The following is a 22,732-nucleotide window of genomic DNA, read 5'->3' on the forward strand; positions in this document are numbered from 1 at the left end:
AACCTATGAATGTGCCTTGTGGAGGATCTGAGGAGTCGTATGCAAATCATTATATTACAACTTATAAGGATGTGGTAGATGTTCAAATTACTAATGAACTTACTGGAAAAGCAAAATGCTTAAATGATTTATTAGATAAAGATGGAGATTCTTTTGTACAGAATTTATTAGCTAATTTTAAAGGTGAATCAGAATTTGATATTACAATTGCATCAAAAGATGTTGTTACAAAAAAAGACAAAGACGGAAATATTATTGGAGAATTGAATGGAAGCACGGAATATACCCCTGGAAGCACATTAATAAACATTGAAATCAGCACCTCTAGGACCGAATCTCATTCGGCATTAGAAGTCGCACGAATAATTATGCATGAATATATCCACGCAGATATTTTTAGAAAACTAAACACTACCGACAATGTAAGTGGAGCGTTAGATTTTAAAAACACATATGAAAAATATGGAAATGCCCATGGGACTATGGCAGAATTATATCTCGATAGCTTGAAAGAAGCTCTAAAAACGTTTCATAAAAATGTACTAACTAATGACTACAATAACTACATCAACTATTATGGAGAAGAGTCTGCTGATGCTTTTTATGAGGCGATGGCTTGGGGAGGGCTTAGGGATAACAATGTTAAAGCTTGGGTGGATTTACCCCCAGAAAAAAAAACTGCCATACAAGCACTCGCTGACAGAGAAATTCTTTTGTCAAAAATAAGTCCTTGCATAAAAGACTAAACATCATAAATGAATTAAATCATGAAAATAAACATTTCACTTCTTATACTATCTTTTTTTTCTGGGGCCACTCTAATGGCTCAAGAGAGAAAAAAAGACACTCTTTTTTTCTCTCTTGATTACTATTATACAATATCACCTACAATTACCCCAAACCTCTCAAACCAAATCTATTCTGAGCGGATTGAATTTAAAAAACAACAATTGAAACATACAAAAACAAATGGTTATATATTATTTGTTGGTGATGGTTTTTTAACAAAAGGTCTGAAGCCTAAAAAAATTCTATCAATAAAAGAGTATATTGAAAACAGAAAATTCTATTTCGATGGACAGTACAACCAAATAATAGATAAATGGAAACTTAAAAATTCATTGACGGATAAACACACAATATACTTTGTTAATGGAAATGAATTTATCCATCCTAGATATTTAGAGTACTATTCTTACTATCCAATTGGTAAAGGAGAAAATGCCATTAATAATAATAATGTAAAAGATACGCTATTTTTTAAATTGGATAATAGTTATATTAATGAATCAAAATCTGTTGCTGAACAGTATTTACTCAAAGATGGAAGTGGGTCAAGTAGCGGTACCTTTTTCTTTAAAGAATTTAAAGAAAAGAATAATCTACACCCTACACCAAAAGAAATACTCAGTCTTGAAAATTTTGTCCACTCCTCAAGGTTTTACGATAAAAATAAGCAGCAAAAATTAGATGATTACGAACTAGCTAACTTTTTTAGTAATTATGTCGTGTTTTTAGTCGAAGACATTCATGGCAAAACGAAATATATTCAAGTAAAGTCAAGCTTTCTGATTGAATAAATATCAAAAAAAAATTTGCTAGCTTAATCGTGACATTATTAATTTCTAGCTGTTCCTCAGTCAAAGAAAACTTGTCTCCAATAAATACATCTCTAAAATCTAAACTTGAAAATCAGGAGTAAATTGTAATTATTTTTTAACACACCCTAAATACCACTAAAACTGGGTATTTTATTTACAATTAAATAGCTGTAAGTTTGAAGACGATTTTTTTCATACGAAAAAAAACTAATTTTAAATTATATAAAGCATTTCATAAAAATGTGCTCACAGACGATTATAATAAATACACTAATTACTTTGACGAAACGCCTAGTGATGCTTTTTATGAGGCTATGGCTTGGAGCGGACTTAGAGACAACAATGTTAAAGCTTGGGTGGATTTACTCCCAGAAAAAAAAGCTGCTATAGAAGCACTCGCTAATAGAGTTCCTAATTTAAGTAAAACAGTACCTTGCCCTACCTCCTCCAACTAAATAGTAAAAAAAATCCAAACTAGGTATTGAAATTTCCTTACCTAGTTTAGATTATAAAATTTTAAAACTTTAAATATGAAAACAGCAATTCTCCTTTTACTATCTCTATTTATAGGCCCTAATTTACAGGCTCAAGAAAAACAAAAAGACACACTCTTTTTTAATTATAACAATAAATACATTAGAACACTTGTTGAAATGCCAAACGAGTTTTATATAAAAGATGGAAGTGGCGCTAGTTACGGTAATTTTTTCTTTAAAGAAGTAAAAGTCCTAAATAATCTAAAACCAAAAAAAACCTATGTCTTAAAAAATTTATACGATCCTCTAAATACTATGATAAAAATAAGGAACCACAGTTAGACGATTATAAACTAGCCTTTTTTTTAAACAATTATATTATTTTTTTGACAAAAAGAAATAAATCAGAATATATTCAAGTTGTGGCAGCTGTTAGAATTGAATAAAACTATAAAATTAAGATGTTCCTTACCCTAAAATAGACTTACAAAAAGACATAGAAGAGTCATAATTTAATTTAAAATAAAAAGTCGGTAATGAACCCTGAGATTCGTTGCCGGCTTTTTATTTTACTTTTATTTAGATTAAATATAAATAATTATTATATTTGTTTCAAACGATTGACTCATGCAAGAAATGAAACAGATATATTATAATGATGCCGGTACTTCTTTCTACTGGAGAAAAGAGGACGAAGTATTAACTGATAAAGTCCAATTGATTTTTAGAGAAACTGGTTTTTATTTTAGCCGATATGAACTGAAATTGTTTCAGTGTTGCATTCAAGAAAGTTATATTATTAATAACTGCTGTGATGATTGTGCCCTGAAAAATAAATGCCACAAATTTTTACTTAAAACACCTTGTTCTCAAATTGATTTAGCCGTTTCCATGGAAGAGTTAAACTCGGTAAAAGACCTAGTAGAAGGTACTTTGTTTAAAATTAATCTAGATGATTATTTATACGGTGAGGGAATGAATTAATTCTCATATTTTTTTATTTCGAAAGTTTCTCCATCGAAAACTCCATAAGTAAAATAGCTGATCCAGTCGCCCAGATTGACGTATTCTGAATTTTCTCCTACACTCACTTTCATCGGTAGATGGCGGTGTCCAAAAATAAGATAGTTGTAATGTTTCGTTTCCAATTTTCTTTTAGAATACAAAATCAACCATTCCTTGTCTTCACCAAGGAAGGTTATATCCTCATCGCCTGAGATTAATTTATTTTTTACCGACAGGTATTGTGCCAAACGCACTCCAATATCTGGATGTAGCCATCTAAAGAGCCATTTAGAAAACGGATTGGTAAATACTTTTTTCATTCGTTTGTATCCCATATCACCAGGACCTTTACCATCTCCGTGACCAATGAGGAATGTTTTATCGCAAAAAGTAAATTCTTGATTGTCATGAAACACAGGGATATTCAATTCTTTTTGGAAGTAATCTTCCATCCATAAATCGTGGTTCCCTACGAAGAAATAGATTGGAATTCCGCTGTCTCTAATTTCAGCTAATTTTCCCAAAACCCGAACAAATCCCTTTGGAACAACCATTTTATATTCGAACCAAAAATCAAACAAATCTCCTAATAGAAAAATCGCTTCGGCATCTTCTTTTACCTCATCAAGCCAAGCCACGAAACGTTTTTCTCTTGGCAAACTAAGTGCCGCTGTTGGCGCACCAAAATGCTGATCGGAGGCAAAGTATATTTTTTTATTATTGGCTAAATGCATGCAGCTAAAGTATGAATTTTGAATTACAAATTATCGCTGGCGTACCATTCCGCAAAAGACGACTCTGTTTCTTGCAACTTTAGAGCAAAAAGCTTTATATCCGCAGGTAACCTGGCTATTATTCTTTGTGCAAAATCAATAACCATATTTTCACTAGTAGGCTGATAATCCACTAAAATAACATGATGACCTCGGTTCTTTAATTCGTGTGCCAACTCTACATGAGGAGTAGTTTCGTTAAAAACGGTAGCATGATCAAACTGATCTACAATCTCTTCTTTTACAATTTTCTTTAGATCGGTAAAATCAATCACCATTCCGAACTTTACATTATCACGATTCTCGATAGGACTTCCGATAACGGTTACAGACAATTTATAACTATGTCCGTGAACATTTTTACATTTGCCATCATACCCATACAGCGCATGACCAGTTTCGAAACTAAATTTTTTTGTAATTCTGATATTGCTCATTTCCGTTTTAATTTTGGTTGCAAATTTAGTGAAAAATTAACCGTTTGTGTCTCTTTTTTTTGGAGAAGCGTACATCCAATAAGTCAATCCTACCAAAACGACAGATCTAATAAAGGAATCAATAATCGCTCCTTCAATAGTATCTATTGTCGGTAGTGTTTTTAAGTTTTTCTACCATTTTTACTCCTTGTCCAAGAGCTACAAGATGCAATTCTCTTATTTTTTAAATTGATTCAGTGCTTCCTTTGTAAAATCAGATAATACTAATTCCCCTGAAATCGCGGCTCTTTCAAGCAATAATGAATCCCAATCATCCGTTCCTTCCCAAATTATTCTTTTCATTTGGACTAAAGCCTCCGGATTGTATGAAGCTAACTTCTCAGTAAAATGGGTGATATCAATATCGAGTTCTACTTGGTTTGCCAGTACTTTAGCATAAAGTCCTTTATCATGAGCCCAGTCTGTATTTTTCCATTCGGTGGCGGCGAGCGTCATCTCTGTCATTGCCGTTCTACCGATTTTACGGCTTACCGCAGGCTCAATAACAAATGGACCTATACCTATGGCGAGTTCCGAAAGTTTTATGGCGCTATCAATGGTAGCTAAAGCATAATCGCAGGCTGCGGCTATACCTACACCACCTCCTACTGCTTTTCCGTGGATGCGCCCCACTATTATCTTCGAACACTTACGCATGGCATTTATTAAATTAGCAAAGCCAGAGAAAAACTGCGTTCCTTCTTCTAAATTAGATACCGCTAAAAGTTCGTCAAAAGACGCCCCGGCACAAAAAGCACCCGTCCCTTCACTTCGTAAGACAATTACGGAAACAGCGGCATTAGCGCTCAATTTGTTCAACTCTTCAGTTAATCCATCTAATAGTTTCCTTGGAAAAGAATTACTTGCCGGATGACTGAATTGCACCGTTGCGATTGTATTGTTGATTGTTGTGGTTAACGAACCCATCGGTTTTGGTAGTTCCATTTTAGCTTTTTTTAGGTAAAGTTAAAATATTATGAAGAAAGTTCTCTTTTTATCAGAATAGAAAGTTGTGTTTTATTTGACTTTTGAATACAAAATAACGTTATATTTGCGAAAGATTTGGGGGATTAGCTCATTTGGCTAGAGTGCTTGCCTGGCAGGCAAGAGGTGACCGGTTCGAATCCGGTATTCTCCACATAACAAAAACTCAAGTCAAATGGCTTGAGTTTTTTTATTATGTCGAATTTGGTTCATCTAAGCAACCACTATTTCTAATTGACACTAAAATTCGATTTTTTAGAAGTAACAGACTCTTCCTTTCAAATCCCTAATGAGTAAAACCTAACTCGCTTATTTTATGAATCTTAATAAATTATTTCCATAATTTCAAAAACCCTATCTTCTTGTGCTAATTTTAGTACTACTTTTTCTCCTACTTTTTTGTTTATCAATATTTTAGCAATTGGTGAAATAAATGAAATTTTTCCTTTTGAAATATCAGCTTCATCTACACCTACAATCTGATATTGTTGAAACTTTGTTTTATCTCCAATCTTTAAAGTTACTAGTGCACCAAATCGTATTTCATTCTTAGGTTGATTATGAAGATCTACCATTTTTGCAGTGGAGATTCGGTTATTTAATAATAGCAGTTTTGCATTTATATGGTTCAAAGCAATTCGCCTTTCGTTTATATCGGTAATTTCAAGATTATCTTTTTCGTTGATAAATTCTTGTTTTTCATACAAAAGTTCGTCCATACCAACTTGTGTGACATAGTTCACTACGTTTATTGGCAAATCTGCCCTTGGCGGTACAATAGGAATTTCTTCCTGATCATCTTCTTTTACAAATCCTCTGCTCATAATTCACTTGATTTTAATAGCAACTTCCCCACTAGACCGTCCTTAATAAAAATAAAGGATAGCGTTTACTGTCTCATATTAAGGAAATATATTGTCAATTTATTTTTCTTTTTTTTAACCTAGATAGAATTTAACTACGCATATTAACTTTAATTCTGCTCGCTCTATCTAGATTTACAGGAACAACACAATTAAAAATAGATACAACCATTTCCAAGCGACGAAATTCCGAGATCAATTACAAAAATAGTTTTAGGTCTCAGAGATATGGTTCGAAAAGAAAATACAGAAGTCTTAAAATACTTTCGTCATAATTAATAAGCCTTGACTATGAAAAGTGGTCACTTAAAAGATAAATGGAAGCCGTTGAAGTTGAGAGAACTACCAACTATTTCTTGCATTCACCTCAAAAAAACTGCTATTTAATCTTTCCGTTTGCTACTATACCTGCTTTCTCTACCGTTATTAATTTAATAATTTGTTTGTTATGTTGAAAATACAGTATGCACGTAGGGGCATCGAGCTAATAAAATACGTCAAATTGCTAAACGATCAGGCCATGTGGATCTATAACGAATTTCTTAGCTACTCCAGAATCAAATTCAGCATATCCTTTTGGTGCGTCTTTTAGACTTATCACTTGTACATTTACAGCCTTGGCAATATCTATTTTGTTGTACAGTATAGCGTTCATTAGTTGTCTATGATATTTCATTGTAGGAGTTTGTCCTGTATGGAAAGAATGGGATTTTGCCCATCCCAATCCAAAACGAATTTTCAAACTTCCTTGTTTTGCGGCGTCATCTTTAGAACCTGGATCTTCGGTCACATAAAGACCTGGAATTCCAATTTGACCCCCTGCTCTTGTAATCGCCATAGCTTGGTTCAATACAATAGCTGGCATCTCTTTCCCAGCGTTCGCTCCATGCCCGTTCGCTTCGAAACCTACACAATCAACAAAACAATCGACTTCAGGAATACCAACAATCATAGTAATTTGTTCTTCAACCGGAATACCATTCGTCAAATTAATAGTTTCACAGCCAAAACTTCTAGCTTGCGCAAGACGTTCTTCATTAAGATCACCCACTATAACCACGGCTGCTCCTAATAATTGACAACTTGCGGCACAAGCTAATCCCACTGGTCCCGCACCGGCAATATAGACGATTGAGCCGGCGGTAACACCTGCCATAACCGCTCCATGATATCCAGTTGGGAGTATATCAGTTAACATAGTTAAATCTAAAATCTTTTCCATAGCCTGATCTTTATCAGGAAATTTTAACAGGTTAAAATCAGCATAAGGTACCATTACGTATTCCGCTTGTCCTCCAACCCAGCCTCCCATGTCAACATATCCGTAGGCCGCCCCCGGCCGATCTCCGTTTACATTTAAACAGATACCAGTTAAGCCGCTTTTACAATTTCTACAACGTCCGCAAGCAATATTAAAAGGAACAGAAACTAAGTCTCCCATTTTGATAAACTCAACTTCGCGCCCACATTCTATAACTTCTCCGGTGATTTCATGCCCGAGTACTAATCCTTTCTCAGCACTAGTTCTTCCTCTTACCATGTGTTGATCCGATCCACAAATATTAGTGGCAATTATCTTTAGGATTACACCATGTTCACATTTTCGATCACCTAACGCTAATTTTGGATATTCTATTTCTAATACTTCTACTTTTCCTGCTCCCATATAGGAAACACCATGATTTTTGCACATAATGTTCTGATTTTATAGTTGTTGATAAATAGTTTTAATCAAGTAATAACATAAAGATACAAAAAAAGAAAACCTTATAAAAAAACGACCAGTTTAAATCCCTTTATTTATCTGTTAATGAATAATATACGTGGTATAAACAGGAGTAGTCAATGTCAAAATAGATCTCTAGTGTTTTTAAATAATCTCTTTGTAGTAGTACTTTTGCTTTTTATAAGCGCTTTGCTTAAAACCATTTTACAGCTGGTTCTTTATTTTCTGAAACAGGTTAAAAGCACCACCACCAATAAAACATCTAAATGCATTCTTTCTACATTTCAGGTTTAGATTCACATTGACTATTTTCTTTTCCCTTTCTAAATTTAGAAAACCCGATCTGAAAGTAGTTAGCTTTTGTGGTCGCAAAGCTTTTTTCGAATCATTGACATTCCTCTTTTTATTTTTGTACTTCTTAAAAGAAAATCAGAAACGCCCATAGTCGTGAGTAACGAAATAAAAGCCAAGGTCCCTAGCGCTCCACCAAAACCTTCAAAGAAATGACTTTTGTTGATGAAGACACTACTGAATAGAATTGCCGCAACGGCTAATCGTAAATAACTAGCTTGAACTTTAGAGGAAACCATTCCAATGAAGGAAGACCCTATAAATACTAATGGAATATTTTTTGACAAGTAAGCATTAAACATTTCTGGGGAAAAATGAAAAATCAACCCTACAATCAGCGAAAGTAACGCTGACGACCTTACTGCACTTTGTTTAAATTTATCGCTAACATAAAACGTTACAGTAGCTCCTAGAATTGCTGATATAATAATAACTAAAATATTCATCATAGCTCATTAATTAAGGTAATTATGACCACACCCGCAAAAGCTATACTTCCGAGTTTTCCACCCATGCCAACAAACAAATTTTTTGATAACATAAAAAATAAGCCCGCTAAAATTCCAGCAGCGCTGACCATAAAAATAGAAGGTATTATTTCTACGCTCGACATTCCTACAAATACACCACAGTAAATAGCAACCGGTAGCTTTTTTAAATAGTACGACTCCTTGTTTATGGACGGTAAAAACGATGCCAATGTACCTGTAATTCCTGCAGATATGACGCTTCCAAAGCCATAATGAAGATTTAAAAGATAACACATTACTGCACCTAAAGGTACCCAAAGTGCTACTAAAAGTTTTTCGTATACATATTCTTCATGATGCAGGTCCAAATATTTATATCCAAATAACAAAGTTAGACAAAGGACTAATATCAAAAATATAGCGGCAAAATTATTTAATTTGTACTGCTCTTTTACTATCATTGTCAAAAAAGTAATTTGCATAAACAAAACAGTTAGCACTATAAAAAAGCGTACAGCTTTATGTTTATTCATAAAGTAATTTTATTGATTGTGTTAATATATTAGGAAATAGTAATAACGTGGCTCCAAGAATAAATTTAGCTAATCCAAATAAACCACTTCAGTAAGACAAGCGCATACAATTATTCTAGACAATGGCTACACTCAAGATTAGAACGAAATTGATTAATCTTTAATGTACCGTTTTGTTTTAAAACAAGAAAACCTCGACAATGCCGAGGTTTTCACTTTATTTATAAGTTTCAATTAGAAAAATCCAACTGGCTCTTTATCGTAAGATATTAACATGTTTTTTACAACACGATAATGATCTAGTGCCATTTTATGATTTTCACGACCGAATCCTGATTCTTTAACCCCTCCAAAAGGAGCGTGAGCTGGATAGGTATTGTATTGGTTTACCCAAACTCTACCTGCTTGAATAGCACGTGGAACTTGGAATAATTCGTGAGCATCACGAGACCAAACACCTGCTCCTAAACCGTAAGGCGTATCATTTGCGATAGCAATAGCCTCTTCAGTGGAACTAAATGTTGTTAAGGCTACAACTGGTCCAAAAATTTCTTCCTGGAATACACGCATATTATTTGTTCCTTTTAATACTGTTGGTTGAACATAGTATCCTCCAGCAAGATCGCCTTCATAGTTACCAGCTTCTCCTCCAGCTAATACAACTGCACCTTCTTCTTTACCAATGTTGATATAGTTGACGATTTTTTCGCATTGTGCTTTTGAAACTTGAGATCCAATCATTGTTTCTGGATCAAGTGGGTTTCCTGCTTTGACTAATTTTAAACGAGCTTGCATTCTTTCGATGAAAAGATCAGCGATATCTTCATGTACCAAAATACGAGATGGAGTCGTGCAAATTTCTCCTTGATTTAGTGCAAACATTAATGCTCCCTCTACCGCTTTACTGAAGAATTTGTCATCTTGTGCTGCCACAGATGGGAAGAAAATATTTGGAGATTTTCCACCTAATTCCATAGTTACTGGAATAACGTTTTCTGCTGCATTATGGTATACTTTACGACCAGTATCAGTAGAACCAGTAAATGAAAGTTTAGCAATACGTTTTGAAGTAGCTAAAGCTTGTCCTGCTTCTGAACCAAAACCAGTTACAATGTTTAAAACTCCTGCAGGTAAAATATCACCGATCAGTTCCATTAACATCATTACACTTGTAGGTGTTTGCTCTGCTGGCTTAACAACTGCTGTACATCCCGCTGCTAAAGCCGGTGCCACTTTCCAAGCTAACATTAACATTGGGAAATTCCATGGAATAATTTCTCCCACAACTCCTATAGGCTCGTGTAAAACGATACTTAAAGTATTTTTGTCATGCTCTGAAACACTTCCTTCGTCAGCACGGATAACACCTGCGAAATAACGGAAGTGATCAATACATAAAGGAATATCGGCTGCGCGAGCTTCGCGAATTGGCTTACCGTTATCAATAGTTTCTAACGTTGCAAGATATTCTAAGTTGTCTTCCATTACCTGCGCAATTTTCAACAACATATTACTACGGTCTGTCACTGAAGTTGTACTCCAAGACGGAAAAGCCTCGTGTGCCGCATCTAGAGCAATATCAATATCTTCTTGAGTTGAACGAGCAGCTTGAGTAAAAACTTTGCCATCGACTGGTGACGGGTTGTCAAAATATTGCCCCTTAACTGGAGCAATAAATTTACCACCTATAAAATTATCGTATTTATCTTTAAAAATGGGTTTAGTTACATTTGCCATATTTTATTTTTTTAATTATCTAAGTGTAATTACTTTTTCAAAAACGCTTTGTTTTAATTACACTACAAAGTTATGGCGAGAGTTCACTTATCAAGTTATTGATATAGCTCATAAAGTTATGAAAATAGTTCAAAGTGAGTGCTACGACTAAGTGCACACAGTAAACAATTATTAATTATTTACCAACCAATTAGTTATGTTTTTTAATTTTTAACTCGAAACCTCTGTTGGACTAATTCCGAACTTGTTTTTAAAGGCTACACTAAAGTTAGACAGGTTGTTATAACCAACATCTAGATAAATATCAGACGCTTTTAATTCACCCGCTTGCAACAATTCTTTGGCTTTTTGAAGGCGCTTGTCTTGTAGCCATTTCCCGGGCGCTTCATTATACTCTGAAGTAAAATGACGTTTAAAAGTCGATAAACTCATATTACATAAAAAGGCAATTTCTTCTAACTTTAAATTAGAATGCACATTACTTTCTACGATATTTTTAAAAGGCGAAACTCCTTTTGAGACTAAGGAATGCAAGTAATATTCAAACTCATTACCATATTTATTGAGTAAATACAGCATAATTTCTTCAAATTTTAAAACTAATAAAGCGTCACTATAACTGTGATTTGAAAACGTGGTAGACGATAAAGAGTTTATGAAAGCAGCAATATAATCATCATTTTCAATTACAAAATACGGTACCTCTTCTTTATAAGGCTTCACGTCATTAGTGTACTTGCTTAAAAAGTCGACTAGTTTTTTCTCCGAAAAAAAGAAAAGCGTACAAAAATAAATAACTTCAGTATCTAGTAATTCCGTCCACAACCAATTTCCTTTTTTTAGCAGTAAAGATTGCCTATTATTTACCGCAATAGACGTGTTTGCAAAATGAACTTGTTTCTTACCTACTTGCAAAAAACTAAACATATTCATGCTTAAATTGACCTTACTTTTTACTACATTATTAACCATCTTAAAATCATAAACAAATATGTCCCGAAGCGTATCCTCGTTTTTGAGATAAATCTCAGGTATGTTTTCTATTGGCATGCGACATTTTTTAAAAGAATTAATATAGAATTCCATCCAACTTCTATTTTGCTAAAGTAGCTGAAATTGTTAAGCTTACAGTATTACTAGCTTAATTAAACAAATACGAAACGAGAATCGACCCATAAAAATAACCCGTGTATTTCATTACGCAACTCTTTGCTGCTGTAGACAAACGCCTAAGATAAATTGAAGTTGTTTCTTCGATATTTAAAACCAGTTTCTCCATTGAACCGAATGGGAATTAAATCAAAAGTTATCGGACTTCTATCATTAAAAAGACTTCCCTGTATTGTACCGTCATAAACCTGGTACTTGATGCTAGGGGCAATATAAAAATAAAACTCTTTTTGCAATTCTCCGAGCCCTGCACTAACGGAGACTCCGTATAGACTAGAATCATAAATTGGAACTAATTTTTCGAGTCCTATTCGGGTCAAAAAACCAGCAGAAACGCCAGTAAATACTGTCCCTAAATCTGCTTCTGATTGAAAATAAAAATCACTTTTATTGTTATTGAGTTTAGGAAATAACTTATTAGAAAACAAAAAATGACTCTGTACAGCTACTGCATTTTTAACTTGGGTCTCCCAATCGTAGACTGATTTATAAACTATGAATTTGTGGAATTTTTTTTGTGTTTCTTCAGCAAAGGAATTAGGCCCTACAAAACCCAATTCAATTCCGGCTTTAAAAACCGATTCATTTTGAAAAAAGAAACCTTTGTCTACCGCCGCAAAAAGGTTGCCTGTAAAAGGACGGTCAATTACAGCTACAGCTGCCTTATCTGTGAATTGAGGATTATAAATATATGGACCTATTCTTAACTCAATAATTTTTTTATTTACTTTCTCCTTGTCATTCTTAGCTGAAAAACGGTACAAAATTTCCAGACCGTTTGTATACTATTTATCGTTCTTATAAGAAGTATTCAAATCATTATCCGTTGTCAAATCTTTTTCACTTATTCTACTTTGTCCTAAAACAAATGTAGTTGTCATGAAAAAAAGTAGAAGTAAAATCTTTATTGGTACCTTTTAATATTTAATTTTTCCAACGGTTCGCATCACCCGCATAATTTTTGTCTTTCTATTGTTGATATACGAAGAGGAACTGGTTGCTGTAAATTTTCTGGGATTAGGCAAAATCGCCGCTATTCCAGCAGCTTGAATCCGGCTAAGATCTGTGGCATCTTTTCTATACCAATGTTCTGCTGCCGCTTGAGCACCATATACACCATTCCCCATTTCGATACTATTTAAATACACCTCCATGATACGTTCTTTACCCCAGATAAACTCTATAAGTAACGTAAAGTAAGCTTCCAATCCCTTTCGAAAATAACTGCGCCCCCCCCATAAAAATACGTTTTTGGCAGTTTGCTGTGATATGGTACTTCCGCCTTTTATTTTTCGGCCTCTTTCATTACCCTTATATGCTTTTTGCATTGCTTTGAAATCAAATCCGCTGTGCACAAGAAAACTTCCGTCTTCACTGGCTATAACGGCTTTCTGCAAGTTGATAGAAATATTCTCGATAGGCTCCCAGTCGTGACTGAATGAATTTTCTTTTCCGTCAGCGATATTTTGAATAGTTCGTATTACCATCAAAGGTGTAAACGGGACGGGGACAAATTTATAAACCACCACAAAAAACAAGGAAATTCCAAAGAACCACAAAACTACTTTAAATAAAATACGACTTAGTTTACCCATAAAACTTCTAGTTTCTTTTTTTACTGGTTTCTTAGTCGGTCTGTTGGGGGTTACTTTTGTCGCCATTATATTAAATCTGCTAATTCTGTTCCTATTAAACTACCTATTGCTACTCCCATTCCGCCAAGTCTAACACCACAATACACATTTTCAGACAATTGGGAAACGATCGGGTTCTTACTGTTACCGATACCCATTATTCCGCTCCAGCGATGGGCAATCTCAAATTTTTGATTGGGCAAAATTACCTCTTTTAACAATTGCTCCAATTTATTTTGCACGATTTCTGTTTGTGCAAACTCCATTGTATTTTCGGCATTAAAATCTAGATTCCTACCACCACCCAATAATATTCGGTCTCCAATGTTTCTGAAATAATAATAGCCCCGATCCAAATGAAAAGTCCCCTTGATCTCAAGATTTTCAATAGGCTCTGTAATTAGCACTTGCGCTCTTGCCGGCTTTACAGCACCTTCAGTCAATTCATTTGCAAAACCATTAGTAGCAAACAGTACTTTCTTTGACTTGAAACTAAAATCATTCAATACTATTTCAACATCAGCGCCTTTATCTAAAAATGCAGTAACGGTCTGCTGATTCAAAATCAATATGTTATTAGAAATAGCTTGCTTTAGTAACTCCTGCATCATATTCCCAGTATCAATTTGAGCTTCAAACGGATTAAAAACTAAATGCTCCCGAATCCCATTAAAGCCAAAACGGTCTATTTCTTTGACAAACACATCCGCCTTAAAAAGAGGATTAAGAACCTCATTAATGAATGGTAATTTCTTCATACACTGCTCATAACAACTTTCGTCTTCTTCTAAAAACAATTCATACCCTCCATAAGGTTTGAAGTCTATAACTTCATCTCCAAGGCGTTTTCTCAACATCCGCAGCCCTTCCAAACGTTTTGTAACCAATTGAAAAACCTCGTCCTCCGAATGAGATTTTAAGTCATCAATAATTTCAGAAATACTTCCAAAGCAGGCAAAACCAGCATTCTTAGTACTCGCTCCATGTGGTAACATTCCCTTTTCCAGCACTAGTATCTTACTTTCTGGATATTTTTCGCGCAAGCGTAAAGCAGCATGTAGCCCAACGATTCCACTACCCACAACGGTATAATCTACCTTTGTAAACCAATTTTTTAATTCCCAATAACTTAGCTGCATTTGAAAAATTTTTATAAAAATAATATTTTTAGTCTAGTAAACGGGTATGAAGCAGGCTTTTTAATATAATGAATTGTGAAAAGAGTTAACATATTCAACTGATTGTTTTTAGAATATTGTCGTAATTTAGGAACATAAATTATACCGTACTTTTTATGAAAAAAATACTTCTTACAACCTTAACAATGATGAGTTTAAGCGCAATGGCCCAAAACGTAATGTCACCAGAAACCCTATGGAAACTAGGACGAGTAAGCGCCTTAGGTATTTCTAAGGACACTAAAAATGTAGTTTACAAAGTAACTACGCCTTCTATTGAAGAAAACAAATCCAATTCAAAATTTTACGTCATTCCTGTAACCGGCGGACCTCCCACCGAAGTTAAGGAAACACAGGATTTACTAAAAGACAAAAACATTTCGCCTGACGGAAAATATCTTGTCTATAATGAAGAGGTAAAAATCAACGCTGTTCTAGGAAAAGATTTCTATCCTGACCTAGAGAAATCTGAAGTACAAATCTATGACGGTTTAGACTACCGCCATTGGGACACTTGGAACGTAGGGAAATTCAACCATGTTCTCTACAAAGAAAACAGTGAGGACGCAGTGGGAACTGATATCATGGGTAATGAAAAGTTTGACAGTCCACAAAAGCCTTTTGGTGGAGACGAAGATTACCTATGGTCTCCTGATAGTAAAAAAATCCTTTACGTGAGTAAGAAAAAGACGGGGACTGCCTATGCTATTTCGACTAACACCAGTATTTTTGAATATAGCTTACAAACTGGTTTGACTACTAATAGAACTGAGGACAATCCAGGTTATGACGTAGCTCCGCAATTTTCTCCATCTGGCGACTTGACGTGGTTACAGATGAAACGGGAAGGTTATGAAGCCGATAAAAATGACATTATTGTTGATTTTAAGGGCGTAGCAATGAACCTAACTGGAGGCTGGGACGGTACCGTTGACAGCTTTCTTTGGAGCAAGGATGGCAAGAAGGTCTATTTCACAGCTGCAGTTGATGGTACAAAACAACTTTTTGAAGTGAATTTTCCTGGGATGAAAAAAATTGCAATCAATGTACATCAGATAACTAAAGGAGATTTTGACGTAAATGACCTCGTTGGATTTGCGGGCAATAGTATTATTGTTACCAGAGGCGATATGAACCATGCTTCAGAAATTTATTCTTTCGACTTAAAGAAAAACACTTGGAAACAAATCACTAATGTAAATACAGCTACATACGATTCATTGGCGTTAAGCAAGACCGAAAGAAGGTATGTAACCACAACTGACGGTAAGAAAATGTTAGTATGGGTCATTCTTCCGCCCAATTTTGATGCTTCAAAAAAATACCCTACTCTTTTATATTGCCAAGGAGGACCACAAAGTGCCTTGACACAATTCTATTCTTTCCGTTGGAATTTTCAGTTGATGGCTGCTAATGGTTATATAGTTGTAGCACCAAATCGTCGCGGAATGCCAGGACACGGATTAGAGTGGAACGAGCAAATCAGTAAAGACTGGGGCGGACAGGTAATGGACGATTACCTTTCAGCTATTGACGATATCTCTAAAGAAAGCTATGTTGACAACGCCCGCTTAGGTTGTGTTGGCGCGAGTTATGGTGGCTATTCGGCGTTTTATTTGGCAGGAATACACAACAACCGATTTAAAACCTTCATTGCGCATGATGGCGTTTTCAACACGCAAAGCATGTTTGGAACAACAGAGGAAGTCTTCTTCAGCAACTGGGATTTTGGTGGCCCGTATTGGGAAAAGAATAACGCTATAGCTCAAAAAACCTATACCACCTTCAACCCTATTAATTTAGTGGAGAAATGGAATACGCCAATCCTTATTATCCAAGGAGGAAAAGATTTCCGTGTACCAATAGGGCAAGGCCAAGAAGCTTTTCAGGCTGCACAATTGCGCGGTATAAAAAGTAGATTCCTGTATTTCCCCGAAGAAAATCATTGGGTTCTGAAACCACAGAATGCTCAAGTTTGGCAAAAAGAATTCTTCAAATGGCTGAAGGAAACCTTATAGACTCACAAGCAGATAATAAAAAACCTCTACTTTTCAGTGTAGGTTTTTTGATTTTATATAGCTTTTTATTCTGGAGCAATCATTTTAAACGTATCCATAAAAGCCGTAGTATAATCCCCTGCAATATAACGAGGATCATCCATTAGTTGCCTGTGAAAAGGTATTGTGGTTTTAATTCCTTCAATTACAAATTCGTCTAACGCTCTTCTCATTTTACTAATTGCTTCCTCTCTCGTTTGGGCGGTAGTTATTAGTTTTGCAATCATCGAATCATAATTTGGCGGAATAGTATAACCTGAGTATACATGAGTATCTAATCGAACTCCGTGTCCTCCTGGCATATGAAGTGTCGTTATTTTTCCTGGAGACGGTCTAAAGTCATTGTAGGGGTCTTCAGCATTAATACGACATTCTATAGCGTGCAACTCTGGTAAATAATTTTTACCTGAAATGGGCACTCCTGCTGCTACTAATATTTGTTCGCGAATCAGGTCATAGTCAATAACTTGTTCTGTAATAGGGTGCTCTACCTGAATACGCGTATTCATTTCCATAAAATAGAAATTACGATGCTTATCAACTAAAAACTCTACCGTTCCCGCACCTTCATATTTAATATATTCAGCTGCTTTCACTGCTGCTTCACCCATTTTCAAACGCAATTCGTCAGTCATAAATGGAGAAGGCGTTTCTTCAGTCAATTTTTGATGACGCCTTTGTACAGAACAGTCTCTTTCAGAAAGGTGACATGCTTTTCCGTATGAATCGCCAATAACTTGGATTTCGATATGACGTGGCTCTTCGATTAGTTTTTCAAGATACATTCCATCATTCCCAAAAGCAGCAGCAGATTCCTGACGGGCTCCGTCCCATGCTTTAAGTAAATCTTCCTCTTTCCAAACGGCACGCATTCCCTTTCCACCGCCACCGGCAGTAGCTTTCAGCATTACAGGGTAACCAAAAGATCGCGCTAATTCTTGTGCTTGTTCAAATGATTCTAGAATACCAACTGAACCAGGAACAACGGGTACTCCTGCTTCAATCATCGTGGCTTTTGCAGATGCTTTATCCCCCATTCTATCAATCATCTCTGGAGAAGCTCCAATAAATTTGATTCCGTGCTCCTGACATATTTTTGAAAATTTTGAATTTTCAGAAAGAAACCCGTATCCCGGATGTATCGCATCTGCATTTGTAATTTCTGCAGCGGCAATAATATTTGACATTTTCAAATAGGACAAATTGCTTGGAGGCGGTCCTATGCAAACAGCTTCATCAGCAAATCGTACGTGCAAACTTTCTACATCAGCAGTAGAGTAAACAGCCACAGTTTTAATGCCCATTTCTTTACAGGTTCTAATTACGCGAAGCGCAATCTCTCCTCTATTTGCAATTAATATTTTTTTAAACATCTATTTTAATTTTAAAATTTAAATAACAAATTCGAAATTCCAAATCTCATCAAATGAAATTTGGAATTTAAGATATTGGAATTTAAAAATGTTATGATGGATCTACTAAGAATAAAGGTTGGTCAAATTCTACCGGCGACATATCGTCAACTAATATTTTGACGATTTTACCAGAAACTTCAGATTCAATTTCATTAAATAATTTCATGGCTTCAATTACACAAAGAACGTCTCCTTTTGCAATAGTAGTTCCCACCTCAACAAACATGGGTTTGTCTGGAGTTGGTTTTCTATAAAAAGTTCCAATAATTGGAGACTTTATAGTTATGTACTTGTTTTCTACCACAACAGGTGTTTCTACGACAGTCGCTACTGGAGCAACATTTTGAATAGGCATTGCTTGTTGACTGTGAGCAGGCATTTGTTGCACGTAAGTGGTCTCTGTTGCAGTACCTTCTATCGTTGTTCTAATGGTGATTTTAATATCATCCATTTCCAATTTAACTTCTGCAACTCCTGAATTTGCTACAAATTTGATTAGGTTCTGAATTTCTTTTAAATCCATATTTTTTTGTTTTTAGTTTAAATTTATTTTTTTGTCGTATGCCCATTTTAAATAAATAGCCCCCCAAGTGAAACCTCCACCAAATGCAGCAAAAATAATTGTGTCTCCTTTCTTAAATAGGTGTTCAAAATCATAAATCACGAGAGGCAGTGTTGCAGAGGTAGTATTTCCATACTTCTCTATATTCATTAACACCTTAGATTCTTCTAAATTCATTCGGCTAGCGGTCGCATCAATTATACGCTTATTCGCCTGATGAGGAACCAGCCAATCAACATCCGCATTGGTTAAGTCATTCCTTTTCATGATTAGCTCACTCGCGTCAGCCATATTTGTCACTGCATATTTAAAAACAGTTTTTCCGTCTTGAACAATATTGTGTCTGTTCTCTTCCACTGTTTTAAAAGAAGTAGGATGTAGAGATCCTCCAGCATCAATTTTCAAAAAATCACGACCTACACCGTCGCTTCTTAAATACTCATCCTGTAACCCTAACCCTTCATAATTAGGTTCAAACAATACTGCACCTGCACCATCACCAAAAATTATACAAGTAGACCTATCTGTGTAGTCTACAATAGAGGACATTTTATCAGCACCTATTAGCAGTACTTTTTTATATTTTCCAGATTGAACATAAGCGGAGGCAACAGACATTCCATATAAAAAGCTGGAACAAGCTGCTTCCAAATCAAAAGCAAAGGCATTAGTAGCTCCTATTGCTGTAGCCACATAGACACCCGTAGAGGCAACTGGCATATCAGGCGTAGCCGTTGCCATTATTATTAAATCAATATCTAGAGGATTAACACCTCCTTTAGCCAATAAATCCTCTGCTGCTTTTATGGCTAAATATGACGTTCCTTTATCTACGTCTTTAAGAATTCTTCTTTCTTTAATTCCTGTCCGAGAAGTGATCCACTCGTCATTTGTGTCGACAATTGTTTCTAAGACTTTGTTTGAAAGCACAAAGTCTGGAACATAGCCTCCAACAGCGGTTACTGCGGCTGTGATTGTATTCATGGTATTTGAATATTTTTTTTCGAATAAAGACATTCGAAAAAAGGATTAAAAGAGTTGAAAATTACAAAAAAATAACTAAACCTCTTGTTTTAGAACTTCTTATTTAATGAAAATTGTAAACAACAAAAAAACTCTCACGATGTGAGAGTTCTAATATCATCTAAAAAAAAATGCATTAAGCAACAGCTACAGACTTATCTACAACAACTTGCCCTCTGTAATACATTTTTCCTTCATGCCAATAGGCTCTGTGATATAAATGCGCTTCACCCGTAATTGGGCAAGTAGCGATTTGTGCTACAGTAGCTTTATAATGTGTTCTTCTCTTATCTCTTCTTGTTTTGGAGATTTTTCTCTTAGGATGTGCCATTTTACTATATTATTTATCCGTTAATAGTTGCTTTAATTTGTCCCAGCGTGGGTCAATATTCTCTTCTTTATCTTGTATTTTATCTTCTTTATCCTGATCATCAACTTTTTCCAGTACTAATTCTTTTAGTCTTTCAAGGGCTTCTGTTTTTAAACTTCCGTCTTGGACGCCTGGATGAACCCGTCTTAAAGGCACAGAAAGAGCTATCATTTCATATATATACTGAGCAACATCTATTTCAAATTCTCCAAATGGCAGAACCAGTAAATCCTCATTGTCATTGTTATATGCATCACCAAAACGAACAATTAATTTCATTTCACCCTCTATGGGTAAATCAAAATCTTCACTCGTCAAATCACAAGGCACATTGACCGTTCCTTCGTGCTTGAAAATCAATTCCATCATCGTGCTTTTCTTCTCTAAAGCTAAATTTACTTTAATATCAGAATTTTGAAATTCATCATAGTCAAAGGCCTCAAAGAACGAATTACTTATTTGATATTCAAAATGATGTTTTCCTAGCTTTAATCCCACGAATGGAATTAAATATTGTTTAGTCTTATTCATTTCAACAAAAGTTTGCCCCTAAACTTCGGGAGTGCAAAGATATAAAATTATTACAAATCTAATAACGTTATTTATCTTTTTTTATTTAGTGTTGTTTTTCCCTAACCCTTAAAGGTTTTTCACTGATTTCCCCATATTGAATTCTCGAGCGGTAAATGTCCAAAGCAAGATAAACTGCTTCCTTAAAAGAATTATAATCCGCAATCCCTTTTCCTGCAATATCGTACGCCGTACCGTGATCAGGAGACGTTCTGATTTTATTCAAACCTGCCGTATAATTCACCCCTTGACCAAAAGATAGTGTTTTAAAAGGGATCAACCCTTGATCGTGATATGCAGCGATTACCGCGTCATATTTTTCATATTGGCCACTTCCAAAAAACCCATCTGCCGCAAAAGGACCAAATACCAACGTTCCTTTATCGAATATTTTTTTTAATGTTGGCTTTAATATCGTATCATCTTCTTTGCCTATCACACCACCATCACCGCAATGCGGATTCAAACCTAAAACAGCAATCCTAGGTTTATTAATACTAAAGTCTTGAATCAACGATTTCCTTACCGTTTCAATTTTTTCTTTAATCAATTCTTCCGTAAGTCGAGAGGTTACTTCACTTACCGGGACATGATCCGTCAACAAACCTACCCTTAAATTACCCTGAACCATCAACATTAATGCATTTCCTTCCAATTCCTGGTTTAAATAATCCGTATGACCTGGAAACTTAAACTCCTCCGATTGAATGTTGTATTTATTTATTGGAGCCGTCACTAAAACATCTACCAATCCCTCTTTTAAAGCATCTGTAGCCGCAATAAATGATTTTACCGCATACTTACCTACTTTATCATCGTTAACTCCAAGATTCAGATCTACACCTTCTCTCCAAAGATTCAAAACATTAATCTTCCCAGGAACAATTTGGTCTAACTTATCAATTCCATGAAGCGGAATCGTAGATTCTAAATTTTTTTTTATGAAAGACATTATTTTTACATTGGCAAAAATAACAGGGGTACATAGCTCTAACATCCGAGAATCCTCAAAAGTTTTAAGAACGACCTCGCTTCCAATACCGTTTAAATCCCCTATTGAAATTCCAACTATTATATTTTCTGCTTTTTTCATCATTAACTCTGTTATTTATTACTAATTTTGAAGTGCAAATTTAGTAAAATAAAATAAGAAATGTTTACAGGAATCATAGAAACCCTTGGGACTATCCAAGAAATCAAAAACGAAAAAGGCAATGTTCATATCACAGTGGACTCGTCAATTACTACGGAACTAAAAATAGACCAAAGCGTTGCGCACAATGGAATTTGTTTGACCGTGGTCGAACTGAAAGACAACTCCTACTCAGTAACCGCGATTGGCGAAACCGTTCAAAAAACGAATCTGGGAAACTGGTTAGTTGGAGACAGTGTGAACCTAGAGAGAGCCATGAAACTAGGAGACCGGCTAGATGGCCACATGGTACAAGGACACGTGGACCAAACGGGAACATGCATCGAAGCCGAAGAAACTAACGGTAGCTGGTACTATACCTTTGAATATGATGCGGCACTAAACAACCTCACCATCGAGAAAGGTTCAATCACCGTGAACGGGGTAAGCTTGACCGTGGTCAACTCTAAGACGAATCAATTTAGCGTAGCCATAATTCCCTACACCTATGAACACACTAATTTCAATAGCTTTAAGATAGGTACAAAAATTAACCTGGAATTTGACGTAATAGGGAAGTATGTGTCTCGATTGTACAGCAAAGAATAAATAAACAGTAAAAACAA

Annotated in this window: 24 protein-coding genes, 1 tRNA gene and 1 pseudogene; 8 read left to right on the forward strand and 18 right to left on the reverse strand. The window is 35.3% G+C overall.

All coding sequences use genetic code 11. The features are described 5' to 3' along the window. The 5 genes and pseudogenes from A3SG_RS21880 to A3SG_RS0111270 all read left to right on the forward strand — a co-directional run. A pseudogene (locus A3SG_RS21880) lies at window positions 1-746 on the forward strand (hypothetical protein); the annotation flags it as partial. 21 nt (window positions 747-767) lie between these two features. After that, entirely contained in the window at window positions 768-1,580 is an 813-nt protein-coding gene (locus tag A3SG_RS0111255; protein WP_016990122.1) for a hypothetical protein, read from the forward strand. A gap of 197 nt (window positions 1,581-1,777) precedes the next feature. Beyond that, the gene (locus A3SG_RS0111260; RefSeq protein ID WP_016990123.1) at window positions 1,778-2,056 is read left to right on the forward strand and encodes a hypothetical protein; all 279 of its coding nucleotides are present in this window, start codon (window positions 1,778-1,780) and stop codon (window positions 2,054-2,056) included. 75 nt (window positions 2,057-2,131) lie between these two features. After that, a complete protein-coding gene (locus A3SG_RS0111265; RefSeq protein WP_016990124.1) occupies window positions 2,132-2,419 on the forward strand; it encodes a hypothetical protein in 288 nt (95 codons plus the stop codon). Between the two features lie 285 nt (window positions 2,420-2,704). Beyond that, window positions 2,705-3,061, forward strand: a complete 357-nt coding sequence (locus A3SG_RS0111270) for a hypothetical protein (RefSeq protein WP_016990125.1) — start codon at window positions 2,705-2,707, stop codon at window positions 3,059-3,061. Here the strand turns inward: A3SG_RS0111270 and A3SG_RS0111275 are convergent. The 3 genes from A3SG_RS0111275 to A3SG_RS0111285 all read right to left on the reverse strand — a co-directional run bounded on the left by A3SG_RS0111275 (window position 3,058) and on the right by A3SG_RS0111285 (window position 5,276). Further along, window positions 3,058-3,816 carry a UDP-2,3-diacylglucosamine diphosphatase gene (locus A3SG_RS0111275; protein ID WP_016990126.1) on the reverse strand — a complete coding sequence of 253 codons (759 nt, stop codon included), beginning with the start codon at window positions 3,814-3,816 and terminating at the stop codon, window positions 3,058-3,060. The genes A3SG_RS0111270 and A3SG_RS0111275 overlap by 4 nt on opposite strands. 23 nt (window positions 3,817-3,839) lie before the next feature. Then, window positions 3,840-4,292 carry a 6-pyruvoyl trahydropterin synthase family protein gene (locus tag A3SG_RS0111280; protein ID WP_016990127.1) on the reverse strand — a complete coding sequence of 151 codons (453 nt, stop codon included), beginning with the start codon at window positions 4,290-4,292 and terminating at the stop codon, window positions 3,840-3,842. Between the two features lie 216 nt (window positions 4,293-4,508). Next, window positions 4,509-5,276 (reverse strand): enoyl-CoA hydratase/isomerase family protein, encoded by a 768-nt coding sequence (locus A3SG_RS0111285; RefSeq protein WP_016990128.1) that lies wholly within the window; start codon window positions 5,274-5,276, stop codon window positions 4,509-4,511. Between the two features lie 119 nt (window positions 5,277-5,395). On the opposite strand from A3SG_RS0111285, the gene A3SG_RS0111290 reads away from it, so the two are divergent. Continuing rightward, a tRNA-Ala gene (locus A3SG_RS0111290) sits at window positions 5,396-5,469 on the forward strand. A gap of 169 nt (window positions 5,470-5,638) precedes the next feature. On the opposite strand, the gene A3SG_RS0111295 is transcribed toward A3SG_RS0111290, so the two are convergent. From A3SG_RS0111295 to A3SG_RS0111335, 9 genes are all read right to left on the reverse strand, one after another. Beyond that, window positions 5,639-6,139 (reverse strand): GreA/GreB family elongation factor, encoded by a 501-nt coding sequence (locus tag A3SG_RS0111295; protein WP_016990129.1) that lies wholly within the window; start codon window positions 6,137-6,139, stop codon window positions 5,639-5,641. Window positions 6,140-6,683: 544 nt separating this feature from the next. Then, a complete protein-coding gene (fdhA, locus tag A3SG_RS0111300) occupies window positions 6,684-7,871 on the reverse strand; it encodes a formaldehyde dehydrogenase, glutathione-independent (protein WP_016990130.1) in 1,188 nt (395 codons plus the stop codon). Window positions 7,872-8,257: 386 nt separating this feature from the next. Continuing rightward, window positions 8,258-8,704: a hypothetical protein gene (locus A3SG_RS0111305; RefSeq protein WP_016990131.1), complete on the reverse strand. Its 447-nt coding sequence runs from the start codon at window positions 8,702-8,704 to the stop codon at window positions 8,258-8,260. Continuing rightward, complete coding sequence (locus tag A3SG_RS0111310) at window positions 8,701-9,258, reverse strand: hypothetical protein (protein ID WP_029596758.1); 558 nt, start codon at window positions 9,256-9,258, stop codon at window positions 8,701-8,703. Before A3SG_RS0111310 ends, A3SG_RS0111305 begins: the two co-directional genes overlap by 4 nt. A gap of 234 nt (window positions 9,259-9,492) precedes the next feature. Further along, window positions 9,493-10,995, reverse strand: a complete 1,503-nt coding sequence (locus tag A3SG_RS0111315; RefSeq protein ID WP_016990133.1) for an aldehyde dehydrogenase family protein — start codon at window positions 10,993-10,995, stop codon at window positions 9,493-9,495. 210 nt (window positions 10,996-11,205) lie between these two features. Beyond that, window positions 11,206-12,045, reverse strand: coding sequence for a helix-turn-helix domain-containing protein (locus tag A3SG_RS0111320; RefSeq protein WP_029596759.1), 840 nt, complete (start codon window positions 12,043-12,045; stop codon window positions 11,206-11,208). A gap of 179 nt (window positions 12,046-12,224) precedes the next feature. Further along, the gene (locus A3SG_RS19725; protein WP_016990135.1) at window positions 12,225-12,929 is read right to left on the reverse strand and encodes a lipid A-modifier LpxR family protein; all 705 of its coding nucleotides are present in this window, start codon (window positions 12,927-12,929) and stop codon (window positions 12,225-12,227) included. A 153-nt stretch (window positions 12,930-13,082) separates the two neighbouring features. Then, window positions 13,083-13,826, reverse strand: coding sequence for a monofunctional biosynthetic peptidoglycan transglycosylase (gene mtgA / locus A3SG_RS0111330; protein ID WP_016990136.1), 744 nt, complete (start codon window positions 13,824-13,826; stop codon window positions 13,083-13,085). After that, window positions 13,826-14,938 (reverse strand): NAD(P)/FAD-dependent oxidoreductase, encoded by a 1,113-nt coding sequence (locus tag A3SG_RS0111335; RefSeq protein WP_016990137.1) that lies wholly within the window; start codon window positions 14,936-14,938, stop codon window positions 13,826-13,828. The genes mtgA and A3SG_RS0111335 overlap by 1 nt, the downstream gene beginning before the upstream one ends. A gap of 155 nt (window positions 14,939-15,093) precedes the next feature. On the opposite strand from A3SG_RS0111335, the gene A3SG_RS0111340 reads away from it, so the two are divergent. Continuing rightward, window positions 15,094-16,995, forward strand: a complete 1,902-nt coding sequence (locus A3SG_RS0111340) for an alpha/beta hydrolase family protein (protein WP_029596760.1) — start codon at window positions 15,094-15,096, stop codon at window positions 16,993-16,995. Window positions 16,996-17,060: 65 nt separating this feature from the next. On the opposite strand, the gene accC is transcribed toward A3SG_RS0111340, so the two are convergent. The 6 genes from accC to pdxA form a co-directional block, all read right to left on the reverse strand. After that, window positions 17,061-18,407: an acetyl-CoA carboxylase biotin carboxylase subunit gene (gene accC / locus A3SG_RS0111345; RefSeq protein ID WP_016990139.1), complete on the reverse strand. Its 1,347-nt coding sequence runs from the start codon at window positions 18,405-18,407 to the stop codon at window positions 17,061-17,063. A 91-nt stretch (window positions 18,408-18,498) separates the two neighbouring features. Further along, the gene (gene accB / locus A3SG_RS0111350; RefSeq protein ID WP_016990140.1) at window positions 18,499-18,972 is read right to left on the reverse strand and encodes an acetyl-CoA carboxylase biotin carboxyl carrier protein; all 474 of its coding nucleotides are present in this window, start codon (window positions 18,970-18,972) and stop codon (window positions 18,499-18,501) included. A 12-nt stretch (window positions 18,973-18,984) separates the two neighbouring features. Then, a complete protein-coding gene (locus A3SG_RS0111355) occupies window positions 18,985-19,995 on the reverse strand; it encodes a beta-ketoacyl-ACP synthase III (RefSeq protein ID WP_029596761.1) in 1,011 nt (336 codons plus the stop codon). A 175-nt stretch (window positions 19,996-20,170) separates the two neighbouring features. Next, complete coding sequence (rpmF, locus tag A3SG_RS0111360; protein WP_016990142.1) at window positions 20,171-20,365, reverse strand: 50S ribosomal protein L32; 195 nt, start codon at window positions 20,363-20,365, stop codon at window positions 20,171-20,173. Between the two features lie 9 nt (window positions 20,366-20,374). Next, window positions 20,375-20,935 (reverse strand): YceD family protein, encoded by a 561-nt coding sequence (locus tag A3SG_RS0111365; protein ID WP_016990143.1) that lies wholly within the window; start codon window positions 20,933-20,935, stop codon window positions 20,375-20,377. Between the two features lie 85 nt (window positions 20,936-21,020). Then, entirely contained in the window at window positions 21,021-22,070 is a 1,050-nt protein-coding gene (gene pdxA / locus A3SG_RS0111370; protein WP_029596762.1) for a 4-hydroxythreonine-4-phosphate dehydrogenase PdxA, read from the reverse strand. A 57-nt stretch (window positions 22,071-22,127) separates the two neighbouring features. On the opposite strand from pdxA, the gene A3SG_RS0111375 reads away from it, so the two are divergent. Further along, on the forward strand, window positions 22,128-22,715 hold the full coding sequence (locus A3SG_RS0111375; RefSeq protein ID WP_016990145.1) for a riboflavin synthase: 588 nt from the start codon (window positions 22,128-22,130) through the stop codon (window positions 22,713-22,715). Window positions 22,716-22,732 lie beyond the last annotated feature (17 nt).

This window comes from Flavobacterium sp. ACAM 123 (assembly GCF_000264055.1).
In the GTDB taxonomy this organism is placed as follows: domain Bacteria; phylum Bacteroidota; class Bacteroidia; order Flavobacteriales; family Flavobacteriaceae; genus Flavobacterium.

Excerpts from the sequence above, each read along its gene's own strand:
- A3SG_RS0111255 (WP_016990122.1), top strand. The coding sequence starts at position 768 with ATGAAAATAAACATTTCACTTCTTATACTATCTTTTTTTTCTGGGGCC.
- A3SG_RS0111265 (WP_016990124.1), top strand. The coding sequence starts at position 2,132 with ATGAAAACAGCAATTCTCCTTTTACTATCTCTATTTATAGGCCCTAAT.
- A3SG_RS0111270 (WP_016990125.1), top strand. The coding sequence starts at position 2,705 with ATGCAAGAAATGAAACAGATATATTATAATGATGCCGGTACTTCTTTC.
- A3SG_RS0111275 (WP_016990126.1), bottom strand. The coding sequence starts at position 3,816 with ATGCATTTAGCCAATAATAAAAAAATATACTTTGCCTCCGATCAGCAT.
- A3SG_RS0111280 (WP_016990127.1), bottom strand. The coding sequence starts at position 4,292 with ATGAGCAATATCAGAATTACAAAAAAATTTAGTTTCGAAACTGGTCAT.
- A3SG_RS0111285 (WP_016990128.1), bottom strand. The coding sequence starts at position 5,276 with ATGGAACTACCAAAACCGATGGGTTCGTTAACCACAACAATCAACAAT.
- A3SG_RS0111295 (WP_016990129.1), bottom strand. The coding sequence starts at position 6,139 with ATGAGCAGAGGATTTGTAAAAGAAGATGATCAGGAAGAAATTCCTATT.
- fdhA (WP_016990130.1), bottom strand. The coding sequence starts at position 7,871 with ATGTGCAAAAATCATGGTGTTTCCTATATGGGAGCAGGAAAAGTAGAA.
- A3SG_RS0111305 (WP_016990131.1), bottom strand. The coding sequence starts at position 8,704 with ATGATGAATATTTTAGTTATTATTATATCAGCAATTCTAGGAGCTACT.
- A3SG_RS0111310 (WP_029596758.1), bottom strand. The coding sequence starts at position 9,258 with ATGAATAAACATAAAGCTGTACGCTTTTTTATAGTGCTAACTGTTTTG.
- A3SG_RS0111315 (WP_016990133.1), bottom strand. The coding sequence starts at position 10,995 with ATGGCAAATGTAACTAAACCCATTTTTAAAGATAAATACGATAATTTT.
- A3SG_RS0111320 (WP_029596759.1), bottom strand. The coding sequence starts at position 12,045 with ATGCCAATAGAAAACATACCTGAGATTTATCTCAAAAACGAGGATACG.
- mtgA (WP_016990136.1), bottom strand. The coding sequence starts at position 13,826 with ATGGCGACAAAAGTAACCCCCAACAGACCGACTAAGAAACCAGTAAAA.
- A3SG_RS0111335 (WP_016990137.1), bottom strand. The coding sequence starts at position 14,938 with ATGCAGCTAAGTTATTGGGAATTAAAAAATTGGTTTACAAAGGTAGAT.
- A3SG_RS0111340 (WP_029596760.1), top strand. The coding sequence starts at position 15,094 with ATGAAAAAAATACTTCTTACAACCTTAACAATGATGAGTTTAAGCGCA.
- accC (WP_016990139.1), bottom strand. The coding sequence starts at position 18,407 with ATGTTTAAAAAAATATTAATTGCAAATAGAGGAGAGATTGCGCTTCGC.
- accB (WP_016990140.1), bottom strand. The coding sequence starts at position 18,972 with ATGGATTTAAAAGAAATTCAGAACCTAATCAAATTTGTAGCAAATTCA.
- A3SG_RS0111355 (WP_029596761.1), bottom strand. The coding sequence starts at position 19,995 with ATGAATACAATCACAGCCGCAGTAACCGCTGTTGGAGGCTATGTTCCA.
- rpmF (WP_016990142.1), bottom strand. The coding sequence starts at position 20,365 with ATGGCACATCCTAAGAGAAAAATCTCCAAAACAAGAAGAGATAAGAGA.
- A3SG_RS0111365 (WP_016990143.1), bottom strand. The coding sequence starts at position 20,935 with ATGAATAAGACTAAACAATATTTAATTCCATTCGTGGGATTAAAGCTA.
- pdxA (WP_029596762.1), bottom strand. The coding sequence starts at position 22,070 with ATGATGAAAAAAGCAGAAAATATAATAGTTGGAATTTCAATAGGGGAT.
- A3SG_RS0111375 (WP_016990145.1), top strand. The coding sequence starts at position 22,128 with ATGTTTACAGGAATCATAGAAACCCTTGGGACTATCCAAGAAATCAAA.